The following is a 14,170-nucleotide window of genomic DNA, read 5'->3' as shown; positions in this document are numbered from 1 at the left end:
TCTGGGCATGAGCGACGTGACCCCCGTTCTTCTCGAGGTCGCCGACGGCGTCGCGACCGTGACCTTCAACCGCCCCGAGGCGATGAACAGTCTCGACATCGCCACCAAGGAGGCGCTGCTGGCGAGACTGCGACAGGTGGCCGACGACCCGACGGTCCGCTGCGTGGTGCTGACCGGCACCGGTCGCGCCTTCTGCGTGGGGCAGGACCTCAAGGAGCACGTCGCACTCCTCGAGAGCGGCGCCACCGACACCCTCTTCACCACCGTCGAGCAGCACTACAACCCGATCGTCACCACGATCGTCGGGATGCAGAAGCCGGTGGTCGCGGCGGTGAACGGCGTGGCGGCCGGCGCAGGCGCGAGCCTGGCGTTCGCCTGCGACCTTCGCATTGTCGCCGACACGGCCGGCTTCAACCTGGCCTTCGCCAACATCGCGCTCTCCTGCGACACCGGCTCGAGCTTCACGCTGCAGCGGCTGGTGGGTCGGGCCAAGGCGATCGAGCTGCTCTACTTCCCCCGCACGGTCAAGGCCGACGAGGCGCTCACCCTCGGGCTCGCGACCCAGGTCGTGCCGGCCGGCGAGCTTTCCGAGGTGGTCACCGGACTGGCGGCCCGGCTCGCGGCCGGGCCGACCGTGGCCCTCGGTGCGATGCGGCAGTCGCTGGCCTTCGCGGCCGACCACACGTTCATGGAGGCGGTGGAGTTCGAGTCGACGCAGATGACGAAGACGGGCCAGACCGCCGACCACGCGGCCGCCGTCACGGCGTTCCTCACCAAGGAGAAACCGGTCTTCGAGGGGCGGTGAAGGCTGCCGCGAATTACCCGCTCAGGCAGGTGATCCGACGCTCACTCGACGCCCTTCACGCCCCCGCGCCAGGCGCCGAAGATCTGCAGGATCTTGTCCGGCGCCGCCCGCAGTCGCGCGCGGGAGGGGTGGGCGCCGTACTCCACCGTCAGCGCGAAGCCCGGGAAGCGGTGGTTGAACCACATCGTCATCGTGCCGTGACAGGTGCTGCCGCAGCGCAGGTGCGAGGTCGGCAGGCCGAGGGCACGGGCGACCTTCCTGGAGAACTTCGGCCGCTCGGTGACGTCGACGGCGTGGAGCGGCTGGTGGAAGGACAGGACGTACGCGGGCTGCACCCTCGCCAGGAAGCGGATCATCGCGCGGGTCTCGGGTTCGGAGCGCGGCGCCGGGCCCGACTCGTAGCTGCCGTCGAGCGGCACCCACCTGTACGGGTAGTTCCGGTTGAGGTCGACCCCGTGGGCGTTCCTCCGCGTGTGGTGGGCGTACCCGTCCGGGTTGTAGACGGGCACGACCCACAGGTCGAGCTCGTGGACCGGGTCGCCGTTGACGAGGTTCATCAGGATCCGCCGCGGCGCGGGCTCGTTGCCGTGCATCAGCGAGATCAGCACGACCTTCTTCCTGCCCGGCTCGCCGAGGTGCCAGGCGACGATCTTGCGCCCCTGCACGGACGTTCCGATCACCTGCTTCCCGATCACCGCGGGGCGACCGTCGGCGGCCTGGGTGGCCTGCGACGGAAGCAGCAGGAAGCCCGGCAGGAGTGCGAGCGACAGCAGTCCCCCCAGGAGCGGCGTACGACGTGTGCGGGCGACCCGAGACATCTGCGGCTCAGCTCTGGGTTGCGTAGAACCAGGTGAACACGACCACGCCGACCAGCATCCCGACGTGGGCCAGGATCGACAACCCCGGCCCCTCCGACCAGCTGTCGTCGGAGCTGTCGGAGGCGTGCCTGCCGCGGCTGGGGATCCAGCGCAGCAGGATCATCAGCCCGGCCAGGGCGGTGAGCCAGTAGAAGAAGAGCGCGACGATGCCCACCAGCGACATGTCGTGGCCGGTGACCAGGAAGGCCAGCCACAGCAGCAGCGCCACGACGCCGAACCCGGAATGCGCGTTCACGGTCCCCATGCCCACCTGGTGCTGCCCAGCGGCCTCCGTCTGGGAGAGCCTGACCCGGGTCAGGACGACGACGACGGCGGAGAGGAAGGTGAGGACGTACACGATGTACTCAGGCTTCACGGCCTCACAGTGTGCCCTACCGGGCGGCACTCAGTCGCCCGTGGCGTCTCCCGTGGCGTCGCCCTCGGCAGCCCCGCGGTCGGCCCGCTCGCGTTCCTCGGCGAGCCGGTTGAGCAGGGCGTCGACCTCGGCCATCCGGTAGCCGCGGAAGGCCATCGGGAAGCGGATCCGACGCAGGTCGTCGGCGGTGATCGGACCCTCGGCCGGGACCAGGGTGTCCGGTGCGTCGTCGTACGCCGGCGACATCGGCGTCCCCCGGCCGGCGGCCACGACCGCCACGGCGCCGAGGGCCAGCACGATCAGGATCGCGAACAGCCAGATCATGGGGTGAGCCCTTCGCCCTGCCGGCGGTCACGCGCGTCGACCATGAGCTCGACGGCGTGGTCGACGTCGTCGGTGAGCTGCAGCAAGTCGATGTCGGACTGGCTGATGGTGCCGTGCACGAGCGCCCGGTCGCGGAGCCAGTCGATCATCCCCTGCCAGTAGTCGGTGCCGAGCAGCACCAGCGGGAAGCTGGTGACCTTCTGCGTCTGCACCAGGGTCAGCGCCTCGAACAGCTCGTCGAGGGTGCCGAGACCGCCGGGCAGCACCACGAAACCCTGGGAGTACTTGACGAACATCGTCTTGCGGGCGAAGAAGTAGCGGAAGTTGATCCCGACGTCCACCCACGAGTTGAGGCCGCTCTCGAAGGGCAGCTCGATGCCGAGGCCGACGCTGGTGCCCCCGGCCTCGCTGGCGCCCTTGTTCACCGCCTCCATGGTCCCCGGGCCGCCGCCGGTGATCACCGCGAAACCGGCGTCGCTCAGCTTCCGGCCGACCTCCTCCCCGATCGCGTAGACCGGGTCGTCGGGCCGGGTGCGGGCGGAGCCGAAGCAGGCGATCGCGGGTCCGAGCTCGGCCAGGGCACCGAACCCCTCGATGAACTCGGCCTGGATACGCAGGACGCGCCACGGATCGGTGTGCACCCACTCGCTGGGGCCCCGCGAGTCGAGCAGCCGCTGGTCGGTGGTGCTGCCGTCGACCTGCTTGCGGCGCATCACCACCGGACCCTTGTACTTCTCCTGCTTCCGGTCGGTCATCTGCCCGTCATCCCTGTCGTTCCGCGCATCCCTGTCCCCCGTCGCCGTCGCCCCGGTCATCCCGGCGCTCCGAGCCACCGGGCCAGTACCCGCTCGCAGTGCCGGACCTGCTCGAGCGGCACGAACTCCTCCTGCTTGTGGGCAAGCATCGGGTCACCGGGCCCGAAGTTCACCGCCGGTACCCCCAGGGCACTGAAGCGGGCGACGTCGGTCCAGCCGAACTTCGGGTTCGCGACGCCGCCCACCGCCTCGACGAACTCCTTCGCCGCAGGCCGGTCCAGGCCGGGCAGCGCGCCCGGCGCGCTGTCGGTGACCTGCACGTCGTACCCGTCGAAGAAACTGCGCAGGAACGCCTCGGCCTCGGCCTCGCTGCGGTCCGGGGCGAACCGGTGGTTGACGCTCACGGTGCAGAGGTCCGGCAGGACGTTGCCGGCGACGCCCCCGCTGATGGCGACGGCGTTGAGGCCCTCGTGGTAGGTCAGGCCGTCGATCACCGGCATCCGTGGCTCGTACGCCGTCAGCCGGTCTAGGACCGGAGCGGCCCGGTGGATGGCGTTGACGCCCTTCCACGCCCGCGCGGAGTGCGCCCGCTCGCCGTACGTCGTCACCTCGACGCGCATCGTGCCCTGACAGCCGGCCTCCACCACGCCGTCGGAGGGCTCCATCAGGATCGCGAAGTCGGCCTGCAGCAGGTCCGGCTGGTCGGAGGCCAGGTGTCCCAGGCCGTTGAACTCGCTCTCGATCTCCTCGCCCTCGTAGAGCACGTAGGTGACGTCGCGCACCGGCTCCGGCACCGTCGCCGCGAGCCTCAGGATGACCGCGTCACCGCCCTTCATGTCGCAGGCCCCGAGACCGTGCAGGTTCGTGCCGTCGCTCCGGCTGGGCAGGTTGTCGTGGAGCGGGACCGTGTCCAGATGACCCGCTATGACGACCCGCTCACCGCGACCGAGGCCGGTGCGGGCCACGACGGTGTTGCCCAGGCGTGCGACGTCGAGGTGCGGCAGCGGGGTGAGGGCCGCCTCGACCGCGTCCGCGATCCGCTGCTCGTCGCGACTGACCGACGGGATGTCGACCAGCTGAGCGCACAGCGTCATCACGTCGGCGGTCAGGTCGAGCTCCACGGTGCCCATCCAACCAGCCGGCTGTCATCTCCGCCGTAGGGTCGGGGCATGCCGCTCTCACCGCCGTCCGCCCTGCTGGTCACGATCCCCGAGGCCGAGTCGCTGGTGCGGGAGCACCGGCTGCGGTTCGACCCGGTGACCGAGCGGGGCGTGCCGGCGCACGTCACGGCGATCCACCCCTTCATCGCGCGCGACGAGCTGGACGAGGCGGCGCTCGACCGGCTGGCCGAGCTGGCCGAGGCGCACGAGGCCTTCGACTACTCGTTCTCGCGCTCCGCCTGGTTCGGCACCGAGGTCCTGTACCTCGCGCCGGACGACCCTGAGCCGTTCCTCCGTCTCACGGAGGCGATCGTCCGCGCGTTCCCGGACCACCCGCCGTACGAAGGCGTGTACGACGAGGTGACGCCGCACCTGACGGTGGCGCTCGGGACGGACGGCGCCGACCTCGGAGCGGTCGAGGCCACGCTGCGGGACGGTCTCCCGGTGACCGGTCGTGCCCGGCACCTCACGCTGATGACCGAGGACGACGAGGGACGGTGGTCGGTCCGGCGGGAGTTTCCCTTCTCCGGCTGATCAGGCCCTGCTGAGCTCGATCACCGGCTGGGACACGTCGCTCTCGCGGACCTCGAACGACGCCGCCAGCGTCTCGCGTCGGATCAGCCCGGCGTGGGTCCGCGCCGCGTCGGCCGCGGCGGCGGTGGCCGAGATCGTCAGCGAGATCCGGTCGGAGACGTCGAGTCCCGCCTCGCGCCGGGCCTGTTGCACGGCGCGGACCAGGTCGCGGGCGACGCCTTCGGCCTCGAGCTCCGGCGTCAGGGTCGTGTCGAGCACGACGAAGCCACCGCCGGGCAGCAGCCCGGTCGCCGAGTCGTCCCCGCCCGACGCGACGGTCTCCAGGGCGTACTCGCCGTCCTCCAGCACGAGCCCGCCCGCGGTGACCACGCCGGTGTCGGACACGGTCCACTCGCCGGCCTTCGCGGCACGGATCGCGGTCTGCACGTCCTTGCCGAGCCGCGGGCCGGCGGCCCGGGCGTTCACGGTGAGCCGCTGGGAGACGCCGTACGACGCAGCATCGGGGTGCTCGGCGTCGAGCAGACGCACCGACTTCACGTTGAGCTCGTCGGCGACGATGTCCTCGAACCCCTTCAGCCGCTCGGCGCCCGAGACGACCACGGTCAGCGACGACAGCGGCAGCCGGTTGCGCAGGGACGCACCCTTGCGCAGGGCCGAGCCGGCCGAGCAGACGTCGCGCACCTGGTCCATGGCCGAGACCAGCGCCACGTCGTCCGGCAGGTCGTCGGCCGACGGCCAGTCGGTCAGGTGCACCGACCGCTCGCCGGTCAGTCCTCGCCAGACCTCCTCGGCGGTCAGCGGCAGCAGCGGGGCCACCACGCGGCAGACCGTCTCCAGGACGGTGAACAGCGTGTCGAAGGCGTCGGTGTCGACGTTCCCGTCGGCTGCCCAGAAGCGCTCGCGGGAGCGGCGGATGTACCAGTTCGAGAGCACGTCGAGGAACCGCTGCGTGGTGTCGCAGGCGTTGGCGACCTCGTAGTCGTCGAGCTGCCGCGTGGACTCCTCGACGTACTGCCGGGTCTTGGCGAGCAGGTAGCGGTCCATCGGGTGGTCGGACGCGGTCGACCGCTTCGCGTCGTACCCGGCACCTGCCGCGTTGGCGTAGAGCGCGAAGAAGTACCAGCAGTTCCACAACGGGATCAGCACCTGCCGGACGCCCTCGCGGATCGCCTGCTCGGTGACGATCAGGTTGCCGCCGCGCAGGATCGGCGACTGCATCAGGAACCACCGCATCGCGTCGGCGCCGTCGCGGTCGAACACCTCGCGCACGTCGGGGTAGTTGCGCAGCGACTTCGACATCTTCTGCCCGTCGCTGCCGAGCACGATGCCGTGAGAGACGCAGGTCTCGAACGCCGGGCGCTCGAACAGCGCGGAAGCGAGCACGTGCATCGTGTAGAACCAGCCGCGCGTCTGGCCGATGTACTCGACGATGAAGTCGCCGGGGAAGTGGTCCTCGAACCAGTCGTGGTTCGCGAACGGGTAGTGCACCTGGGCGAACGACATCGAGCCCGACTCGAACCAGCAGTCCAGCACGTCGGTGACGCGACGCATGGTGGACCGGCCGGTCGGGTCGTCGGGGTTGGGCCGGGTCAGCTCGTCGATGTAGGGCCGGTGCAGGTTCTCCGGCCGTACGCCGAAGTCGCGCTCGATCTCGTCCAGCGAGCCGTACACGTCGATCCGCGGGTGAGCCGGGTCGTCGCTCTTCCAGACCGGGATCGGGCTGCCCCAGAACCGGTTGCGCGAGATCGACCAGTCGCGCGTGTTCTCCAGCCACCTGCCGAACTGCCCGTCCTTGACGTGCTCGGGCACCCAGCGGATCTGCTGGTTCAGGTCGAGCATCAGCTCGCGGATCTTCGTCGTCGAGACGAACCACGACGACACCGCCATGTAGATCAGGGGCTCGCGGCAGCGCCAGCAGTGCGGGTAGGAGTGCTCATAGGACTCGCGGCGCAGCAGCAGCGTGCCGGACGTGACCGACCCGGTCTCACCTTCACCCCGGGTCATGTTCTTCAGGTGCCCGATGATCGCGACGTTCGCGTCGAAGACGTGCAGCCCGGCGTAGTCGTCCACCGGGGAGGTGAACTTCCCGTCCTTGGCGACCGGCACGACCGGCTCGATGCCCTCCCGGTCGGTGACGATCTTGTCCTCCTCACCGAACGCGCCGGCGGTGTGCACCAGCCCGGTGCCGTCGGTGGTGGTGACGAACTCCGCCGGCACGAGCCGGAAGGCACGCTCGTGACCGAGGTAGTAGGACATCGGCGGCGTGTAGGTGCTCTCGAGCAGGTCGGCTCCGGCGTACCGGGCGACCACCTGGTCATCGACGGAGTCGGAGCCCTCGTCCTTCAGCTCCCGTGCGTACGCCGCCAGCCGCTCGGCGCCGAGGAGGTAGCGCTCCGGCGTGCCGCTGAACGACGACTCCACGACGACGTACTCGATCTCGGGGTGGACCATGATCGCGAGGTTGGCCGCGAGGGTCCACGGGGTCGTCGTCCAGATGAGGGCGAGGGCGCCCTCGGCCGGCCCGCTGGTGAGCCGCATGCCGACCGTGACCGCCGGGTCCTGCCGCATCTGGTAGACGTCCTCGTCCATCCGCAGCTCGTGGGCCGACAACGGGGTCTCGTCGTTCCAGCAGTAGGGCAGGACGCGGAAGCCCTCGTAGAGCAGCCCCTTGTCCCAGAGCTGCTTGAGCGCCCACATCACCGACTCCATGTAGTCGGTGTCGAGGGTCTTGTAGTCGTTGTCGAAGTCGACCCACCGGGCCTGCCGGGTGACGTAGTCGCGCCACTCCTGGGTGTACTCGAAGACGGACTTGCGGCACTCGGCGTTGAACGCCTCGATCCCCATCTCGAGGATCTCGTCGGTGGTCTTGATGCCGAGCTGGCGCATCGCCTCGAGCTCGGCGGGCAGCCCGTGGGTGTCCCAGCCGAACCGCCGCTCGACCCGCCTGCCGCGCATGGTCTGGTACCGCGGGATCAGGTCTTTCACGTAGCCGGTCAGCAGGTGGCCGTAGTGCGGCAGGCCGTTGGCGAACGGCGGGCCGTCGTAGAAGACGAACTCGTTGGCGCCGTTCTCCCCCGCGTCGCGCTGCTCGACGCTGGCCCGGAAGGTGTCGTCGGCCTCCCAGTAGGCGAGCACCCCCTCCTCGATCTGCGGGAACCGAGGGGTCGACGGCACGCCGTCCCGGGCGTCGGCGTGCGGGTCGGTGGAGACCTTCGGGTAGGTCATCGGTGGCTCTCCTGCGGGTCCTCGTCGTCACACGAGGACGACCCCGGCGTACGCCGTGGACCGCGGTACCACCTCGCTTGCCGCCGTACGGCGACCGCTCGTTCGCGGGCTGTGACGGGCCCACCCGTCCGGTTCTACTGAGTCCGACCGGGGTCGGACCGTTCTTCCGGAGGCTCGCCGCTGATGACGGCTCGAACGCCTGTGGCTCCAGGGTACGGCGCCGCGCCCGGTGCGAACCACCCGGTTCCCGACGCCGGTAGTTTCGCCCGCATGCCGCTGACCGGACGCGTCTCCGCCCGCGCGGTCGACCCGGCGGCCGCAGCCCTGGTCGCGCTGGTCGTCTACGGCGTGCACGGGTTCGACGGCACGCTCGACCGTGACCAGGGGACGTTCGTCTACGCCGGCCAGGACGTCGCCCGCGGAGTGCCGCCCTTCGTCGGGATCTTCAACTCCGTCGGGCCGCTGGGCGACGTCGTCACCGGGATCGGCGTCCGGCTCGGCTCGTTGTTCGGAATCGACGCGGTCCTCGCTGCCCGTCTCACCTACCTGGTCGCCTCCGCCGCCGCGGTGGCCGCACTGAGCGTTCTCGCCCGCGAGGCCCTGGGCTCGCGCATCGCGGGGCTGCTCACACCGGCCGTGTTCCTGACCTTCACCGGCTTCCTCGAGCTCGCGACCGGCGGACCGCGGGAGAAGACCGTGATGGTCCTGTGCCTCGAGCTCGCGCTGCTGCTGATGCTGCGTCGGCAGTGGTTCTGGGCGGGCGCCCTCACCGCACTGGCCACGCTGACCTGGCAGCCGGCGATCCTCAGCGCGCTGGCCGCGGCCCTGGTCGCGCTGGTGACGTCGGGAGGGTCGCGCCGGCGGGCCTCGACGTCGTACGTCGCCGGCGGGCTGACACCCGTCGCGCTGGTGGCCGTCCTGTACGTCGTGTCCGGGCACCTACGCATGGCCTGGTGGGGCTTCGTCGTCGTCAACGTCAGCTACACCCGCCAGCCGACCATCCTCACGAGCTGGCGGCTGGTCACCGCCGACTACCGCTGGTCGACAGTGCTCGTCGTCGCCGGCTGGGCGCTGACCGTCTGCCTCGGCGCCGCAGCCGCCGCGCGACTACGACGTACCGGCGTCACCCCGGTCGACCGCCCCAGGCTGGTCCTGGGGGCAGGCGGCCTGGTCGCCGGCGCCTGGTCCTGCTACGCGATCAACGGAGGGGCCGACCTGTTCGTGGTGCTGCCCTACGCGGCGCTGGGGGTGGGCGGCGGCATCACCTGGGCCGCGCGCAGCCTGCCGATGGCCGCCGCCCGGCGGGTGACCGCGGTCGTGGCGGTCCTGGCGGTCGCGACGGCGTGCGCCGAGTCGCTGGCCACGCGCGACGCGCGCCTGTCCGTCGAGCGCCGAGACGTGACGCGGATGGCGGCGCTGCTCCCGCCGGGCTCGGGCGTCGAGTCGGTCAACGCCCCCGAGGTGCTGGTGCTCCTCGACCGCCGCAACCCCGACCCCTGGCAGCTCTCGAACTCCGCGACCGCACCGTTCCTCGACGACCACCTCGACGGCGGGCTCGCGACACTCGCCGCCCGCATCTCCGCGCGTCGTCCGGGCCTGATCGCGGTCGGTCGGCACAGCGTGGACGACTGGCTGATGCCGGTGCTGGACACCCACTACGCCCGGGTCGGAAGGGGCGACCACTGGGTCTGGTACGCGAGCCGGAGGCTCGAACCCGCCGTGCGCCAGCGGATGAGGGAGGTCAACACCGCCACGTGGGGCCGGTGAGCGTGGAATCGATTTGAGCCCGGGGCGTCGTACCGGCAGAGTGCTGGTCCGTGACCGAGCCGGCGCCACGCGCGTACCCCGACATGTGGGTCGACCCCGAGGACGACCCCCGCGAGCAGATCGACGAGAGCCAGGGCGGCGAGAAGGCGACCCTGGCCGCCTACCTCGACCGATACCGGATGACCTTCGAGATGAAGTGCGAAGGGCTCGGCGCCGAGCAGGTGGCGCGTCGTTCGGTCCCGCCGTCGTCGATGTCGCTGCTCGGGCTGATGCGGCACCTCGCGATGGTCGAGCACACCTGGTTCCGCCGGTTCATCGAGGGTCAGCAGGACCTGCCGCGGCTCTACAAGTCGTCCGAGGACCGCGACCTGGACTTCAACGGCGCCGTCGACGACGACGCGGTGGTCGCCGACGCGTGGGAGACCTGGCACGCCGAGGTGGCTCACGCCCGCGAGGTCTACGACGGCATGGACGACCTGGGTGCCCTGGTCGGGCCCGAGGGCAACCAGGCCGAGCTCCGCGACATCGTGGTGCACATGATCGAGGAGTACGCGCGACACTGCGGTCACGCGGACCTGCTCCGCGAGTGCGTCGACGGCCGGACCGGGCAATAGCCCGCTCGTAGACTCGCGACGTGAGCGAGCAGAGGGCGCACGGCTGGGGGCTGGCCACGGTCGTCACCGACGGTGCCGCGGAAGGCACCGTGCTGGACACGTGGTTCCCCGCGCCGGCCCTGGGTGACGCGGGCCCCGGGGGGGTCGCGCCGGAGGAGCTGGAGCGGCTCGCCCGCGAGCACGCCGTACGCCGGGTCCGCACCGAGGTGCGGCACGTCGAGATCACCCTCGGCACACCTCCCGCGGATGCGCCCGACGCCTACCTGCGGCTGCACCTGCTGTCCCACCGGCTCGTCCGCCCCCACGAGCTGAACGTCGACGGCATCTTCGGGGTCCTGGCCAACGTCGTGTGGACGAGCGCCGGCCCGTGCCCCGTCGACGACTTCGAAACCGTCCGCCTGCATCTGCGCGGCGACGGACCGCTCCAGGTCTTGGGCGTCGACAAGTTCCCCCGGATGACCGACTACGTCGTGCCGACCGGCGTCCGCATCGCCGACGCCGACCGCGTGCGCCTCGGCGCCCACCTCGCGCCCGGCACGACGGTGATGCACGAGGGGTTCGTCAACTACAACGCCGGCACGCTCGGCACGTCCATGGTGGAGGGCCGGATCGTGGCCGGGGTGGTCGTCGGCGACGGCACCGACGTCGGCGGCGGCGCGTCGATCATGGGCACCCTGTCCGGAGGCGGCACCCAGGTGATCTCGATCGGCGAGCGCTGCCTGATCGGTGCCAACGCCGGCATCGGGATCTCCCTCGGCGACGACTGCGTGGTCGAGGCGGGCTGCTACGTCACGGCTGGGACCAAGGTGACCCTCCCCGACGGCCAGGTGGTGAAGGCGCTCGAGCTCTCCGGCGGCGACAACCTGCTGTTCCGGCGCAACTCGGTGACCGGCACCGTCGAGGTCGTGCCATGGCGCGCCGGCGGGGTCGCGCTCAACGAGGCGCTGCATCGGAACTGAGCCGATGGGGCTGGGCAAGCGGATCGCGGCCGTCGTCGTCCCCCTCGGCCTGGTGGTCGGGGGCGTGGCGTACGGCGTCTCGCGGCACGACTCGAACGACGACAAGACCCTCGGCGAGTGCACGACGAAGGTCCGGGGGCTGAGCGTGATCCTCACCGACGAGCAGGCGCGCAACGCGAGCCTGATCTCTGCGGTCGCCATCCGGCGCGGCATGCCCGCGCACGCGGCGACGATCGCCCTGGCCACGGCGCTCCAGGAGTCGAAGCTCTACAACCTCCGCGGAGGTGACCGGGACTCGCTCGGGCTCTTCCAGCAGCGGCCCTCCCAGGGCTGGGGCACGCGGCAGCAGGTCCTCGACCCGGTGCACGCCACCAACGCCTTCTACGAGGCACTCGCGCAGGTGCCCGGCTACGCCGCCATGCCGGTCACGGAGGCGGCCCAGAGGGTGCAGCGCTCGGGCTTCCCCACGGCGTACGCCGTGTACGAGCGGGACGCGCGGGCCCTGGCCTCGGCCCTGACCGGCTACTCCCCCGGCGCCTTCTGGTGCCACGTGCGCTCGCCGGAGAGCCCGGCGGCGCCGAGCGTGCGGCGTGCCGCGGCCCTGCGCGAGGCACTGCTCCCCGCCTTCGGGCCGGTGGGGGTGACCGTCGGGAGCGACGGCCGTCTCCAGGTGCCGGCGTCGTCGTCGGCCCCGCGCGGCTGGGCCGAGGCGTCGTACCTGGTGGCGCACGCGCAGGAGCTGGGCATCTCGACCGTCGCCTACCGCGGCCGCGCGTGGGACTCGGGGAACAACGCGGGGTGGCATCGCGAGGAGAGCGCTCGGGACGCCGCCGTGCTGGTCAGGTAAAGGTTGTGGAAAACCCTGCTCGAAATCCGCCGTCCCGGACTTCCCGGCCCCTACTCTGAGGTCAGTGCGGAGCCCGGTGGAGGGCTTTGAGCAAGAGCCCGGGGGGGCTTGGGGGGTTTGCAATGCACAGTACGTCGACCATTTTCACGGTCGGAACGGCGCTTCGTCGCGCCGAGACCAACAACCTGCCGGTGGAGGTCCTGGTCCAGGGACACTGGCTGCGCGGCACCGTCGCGGGTGTGGACGGCCAGGGCGTCATCCTGAGCACGCACGCCGAGCACTCCGTCGTGCGCCTGGAGTCGATCTCCGCCGTGCGCATTCCGGAGACGATGGCCGACGTACCCGTGGCCGAGACCTTCGACCAGCACCGTCAGCAGCTCGCGATCCGCGAGGAGGACGGCGCCTTCGCGATGCCCGGGGCTGTCTCGGCCTGACGCCGAGCCCGCGCTCGACTCCGTCGCCCGGCTGGCTCAGAGCCGAGCGACAGCAGCAGCGACGCGCTCGTCGGTGACCGTGAGGGCCACGCGCACGTGGCGCTCTCCGGCGCGCCCGTAGAAGGTGCCGGGCGCGACCAGGACGCCCCTGCCCGCCAGCTCCGCGACGGTCTGCCAGCAGTCCTCGTCGCGGGTGGCCCAGAGGTAGAGCGACGCCTCGGAGTGGTCGATCCGGAAGCCGGCGCCCTCCAGTGCTGTCTTGAGCGCGGTACGCCGGGCGGCGTACCGCGCATGCTGCTCGTCGGCATCGACGTCGTCGTCCAGTGCGGCGGCCATCGCGACCTGCTGCGGACCGGGCTGGATCAGGCCGAGGTTCTTGCGGACCGCGAGCAGCTCGGCCACCACGGCCGGGTCTCCGGCGACGAAGCCGCACCGGTAGCCGGCCAGGTTTGAGCGCTTGGACAGGGAGTGGACCGCGAGGATGCCGTCGTGGGTGCCCCCGCACACGTCGGGGTGCAGCACCGAGATCGGACGTGCCTCGGGCCGGTCGTCCCAGGCGAACTCCAGGTAGCACTCGTCGCTGACCAGCAGGGTGCCGCGTTCGCGACACCAGTCGACGACCTTCCTCAGGTGCTGCAGCGGGAGGACGCGGCCGGTCGGGTTGGACGGGGAGTTCAACCACAGCAGCGCCGGCCGCTCGGGCCCGAGGCTGGTCAGCGAGTCGGTCGCGACGACGTGGGCGCCGGCCAGGGCGGCCCCCACCTCGTACGTCGGGTAGGCGAGCTCGGGGATGACGACCGTGTCGCCGGGGCCGACGCCGAGCTGCGACGGCAGCGACGCGACGAGCTCCTTGGTGCCGATCACCGGCAGCACGGCGTCGAGACCCAGGCCGGTCACGGCGTGGCGGCGGGCCAGCCAGTCGACGGCGGCCTGACGGGTGCCGGCCAGACCGACCGTCTGCGGGTAGCCGGGCGAGTCGGACGCGGCCTCGAGGGCACGGCGTACGACGTCGGGGGTGGGGTCGACCGGGGTGCCGATCGAGAGGTCGACGATGCCGTCGGGATGCGAGCGCGCCCGTGCGGCGTACTCGGTGAGCTGGTCCCAGGGGAAGTCGGGAAGGCGCCGGGAGACCGGGTCTTCGAGACGGCGCCGGCGCGCCTTCTCAACCACCGGGTCTATTCGTCGTGCTCTTGCGGCGGGAGCTCCGCCACCAGCTGGTGGTCGTGGTCGATCTCGCCGAGCTTGGCCGCGCCGCCGGGCGAGCCGAGGTCGTCGAAGAAGTGGACGTTCGCGTCGTAGTAGGCCTTCCACTCCTCGGGCGTGTCGTCCTCGTAGAAGATCGCCTCGACCGGGCAGACCGGCTCGCAGGCGCCGCAGTCGACGCACTCGTCGGGGTGGATGTAGAGCATGCGCTTGCCCTCGTAGATGCAGTCGACCGGACACTCGTCGACGCAGGCCCGGTCCTTGAGATCGACGCACGGCTGGGCGATGACGTAGGTCACCTGGTCCTCCT

At 71.2% G+C, this 14,170-nt stretch carries 15 protein-coding genes; 7 read left to right on the top strand and 8 right to left on the bottom strand.

The annotated features are described in order from the left end of the window. Window positions 1-7 precede the first annotated feature (7 nt). The gene (locus VGK78_RS10590; RefSeq protein WP_414690670.1) at window positions 8-805 is read left to right on the top strand and encodes an enoyl-CoA hydratase-related protein; all 798 of its coding nucleotides are present in this window, start codon (window positions 8-10) and stop codon (window positions 803-805) included. A 41-nt stretch (window positions 806-846) separates the two neighbouring features. On the opposite strand, the gene VGK78_RS10585 is transcribed toward VGK78_RS10590, so the two are convergent. The 5 genes from VGK78_RS10585 to dapE are packed head-to-tail and all read right to left on the bottom strand — an operon-like array spanning window position 847 to window position 4,247. Beyond that, window positions 847-1,623, bottom strand: a complete 777-nt coding sequence (locus VGK78_RS10585; RefSeq protein WP_331527587.1) for a M14 family zinc carboxypeptidase — start codon at window positions 1,621-1,623, stop codon at window positions 847-849. A 7-nt stretch (window positions 1,624-1,630) separates the two neighbouring features. Beyond that, window positions 1,631-2,038: a hypothetical protein gene (locus VGK78_RS10580; RefSeq protein WP_331527586.1), complete on the bottom strand. Its 408-nt coding sequence runs from the start codon at window positions 2,036-2,038 to the stop codon at window positions 1,631-1,633. Window positions 2,039-2,068: 30 nt separating this feature from the next. Beyond that, a complete protein-coding gene (locus VGK78_RS10575) occupies window positions 2,069-2,362 on the bottom strand; it encodes a DivIVA domain-containing protein (protein ID WP_331527585.1) in 294 nt (97 codons plus the stop codon). After that, on the bottom strand, window positions 2,359-3,117 hold the full coding sequence (locus VGK78_RS10570; RefSeq protein ID WP_331527584.1) for a TIGR00730 family Rossman fold protein: 759 nt from the start codon (window positions 3,115-3,117) through the stop codon (window positions 2,359-2,361). The genes VGK78_RS10575 and VGK78_RS10570 overlap by 4 nt, the downstream gene beginning before the upstream one ends. Window positions 3,118-3,173: 56 nt before the next feature. Then, the gene (gene dapE, locus VGK78_RS10565; RefSeq protein WP_331527583.1) at window positions 3,174-4,247 is read right to left on the bottom strand and encodes a succinyl-diaminopimelate desuccinylase; all 1,074 of its coding nucleotides are present in this window, start codon (window positions 4,245-4,247) and stop codon (window positions 3,174-3,176) included. Between the two features lie 39 nt (window positions 4,248-4,286). Between dapE and VGK78_RS10560 the strand changes: the two genes are divergently transcribed. Continuing rightward, entirely contained in the window at window positions 4,287-4,811 is a 525-nt protein-coding gene (locus VGK78_RS10560; protein ID WP_331527582.1) for a 2'-5' RNA ligase family protein, read from the top strand. On the opposite strand, the gene ileS is transcribed toward VGK78_RS10560, so the two are convergent. Next, window positions 4,812-8,036, bottom strand: coding sequence for an isoleucine--tRNA ligase (gene ileS / locus VGK78_RS10555; protein ID WP_331527581.1), 3,225 nt, complete (start codon window positions 8,034-8,036; stop codon window positions 4,812-4,814). It abuts the gene before it with no gap. A 270-nt stretch (window positions 8,037-8,306) separates the two neighbouring features. Between ileS and VGK78_RS10550 the strand changes: the two genes are divergently transcribed. The 5 genes from VGK78_RS10550 to VGK78_RS10530 all read left to right on the top strand — a co-directional run bounded on the left by VGK78_RS10550 (window position 8,307) and on the right by VGK78_RS10530 (window position 12,657). After that, window positions 8,307-9,803 carry a hypothetical protein gene (locus VGK78_RS10550; protein ID WP_331527580.1) on the top strand — a complete coding sequence of 499 codons (1,497 nt, stop codon included), beginning with the start codon at window positions 8,307-8,309 and terminating at the stop codon, window positions 9,801-9,803. 50 nt (window positions 9,804-9,853) lie between these two features. Then, a complete protein-coding gene (locus VGK78_RS10545) occupies window positions 9,854-10,417 on the top strand; it encodes a DinB family protein (protein ID WP_331527579.1) in 564 nt (187 codons plus the stop codon). Between the two features lie 20 nt (window positions 10,418-10,437). Beyond that, window positions 10,438-11,376, top strand: coding sequence for a 2,3,4,5-tetrahydropyridine-2,6-dicarboxylate N-succinyltransferase (dapD, locus tag VGK78_RS10540; RefSeq protein ID WP_331527578.1), 939 nt, complete (start codon window positions 10,438-10,440; stop codon window positions 11,374-11,376). Between the two features lie 4 nt (window positions 11,377-11,380). Continuing rightward, window positions 11,381-12,223, top strand: a complete 843-nt coding sequence (locus VGK78_RS10535; protein WP_331527577.1) for a hypothetical protein — start codon at window positions 11,381-11,383, stop codon at window positions 12,221-12,223. Between the two features lie 122 nt (window positions 12,224-12,345). Next, window positions 12,346-12,657, top strand: a complete 312-nt coding sequence (locus tag VGK78_RS10530; RefSeq protein WP_331527576.1) for a hypothetical protein — start codon at window positions 12,346-12,348, stop codon at window positions 12,655-12,657. 36 nt (window positions 12,658-12,693) lie between these two features. Here VGK78_RS10530 and dapC read toward each other — a convergent pair whose 3' ends face one another. Together dapC and fdxA are read right to left on the bottom strand one after the other, a co-directional pair. Next, complete coding sequence (gene dapC, locus VGK78_RS10525) at window positions 12,694-13,827, bottom strand: succinyldiaminopimelate transaminase (RefSeq protein ID WP_331527575.1); 1,134 nt, start codon at window positions 13,825-13,827, stop codon at window positions 12,694-12,696. A gap of 5 nt (window positions 13,828-13,832) precedes the next feature. Then, on the bottom strand, window positions 13,833-14,159 hold the full coding sequence (gene fdxA / locus VGK78_RS10520; protein WP_331527574.1) for a ferredoxin: 327 nt from the start codon (window positions 14,157-14,159) through the stop codon (window positions 13,833-13,835). Between the last annotated feature and the right edge of the window lie 11 nt (window positions 14,160-14,170).

Origin of the sequence: Nocardioides sp. (assembly GCF_036503465.1) — a bacterium.
Lineage (GTDB): Bacteria > Actinomycetota > Actinomycetes > Propionibacteriales > Nocardioidaceae > Nocardioides.
This window is presented reverse-complemented; position numbering and strand designations above follow the sequence as displayed.

What these genes read in the sequence shown, in the direction of transcription:
- VGK78_RS10560 (WP_331527582.1), top strand. Translation starts at nt 4,287, where the DNA reads ATGCCGCTCTCACCGCCGTCCGCCCTGCTGGTCACGATCCCCGAGGCC.
- VGK78_RS10570 (WP_331527584.1), bottom strand. Translation starts at nt 3,117, where the DNA reads ATGACCGACCGGAAGCAGGAGAAGTACAAGGGTCCGGTGGTGATGCGC.
- VGK78_RS10585 (WP_331527587.1), bottom strand. Translation starts at nt 1,623, where the DNA reads ATGTCTCGGGTCGCCCGCACACGTCGTACGCCGCTCCTGGGGGGACTG.
- dapE (WP_331527583.1), bottom strand. Translation starts at nt 4,247, where the DNA reads ATGGGCACCGTGGAGCTCGACCTGACCGCCGACGTGATGACGCTGTGC.
- VGK78_RS10535 (WP_331527577.1), top strand. Translation starts at nt 11,381, where the DNA reads ATGGGGCTGGGCAAGCGGATCGCGGCCGTCGTCGTCCCCCTCGGCCTG.
- VGK78_RS10530 (WP_331527576.1), top strand. Translation starts at nt 12,346, where the DNA reads ATGCACAGTACGTCGACCATTTTCACGGTCGGAACGGCGCTTCGTCGC.
- VGK78_RS10575 (WP_331527585.1), bottom strand. Translation starts at nt 2,362, where the DNA reads ATGATCTGGCTGTTCGCGATCCTGATCGTGCTGGCCCTCGGCGCCGTG.
- VGK78_RS10590 (WP_414690670.1), top strand. Translation starts at nt 8, where the DNA reads ATGAGCGACGTGACCCCCGTTCTTCTCGAGGTCGCCGACGGCGTCGCG.
- ileS (WP_331527581.1), bottom strand. Translation starts at nt 8,036, where the DNA reads ATGACCTACCCGAAGGTCTCCACCGACCCGCACGCCGACGCCCGGGAC.
- VGK78_RS10550 (WP_331527580.1), top strand. Translation starts at nt 8,307, where the DNA reads ATGCCGCTGACCGGACGCGTCTCCGCCCGCGCGGTCGACCCGGCGGCC.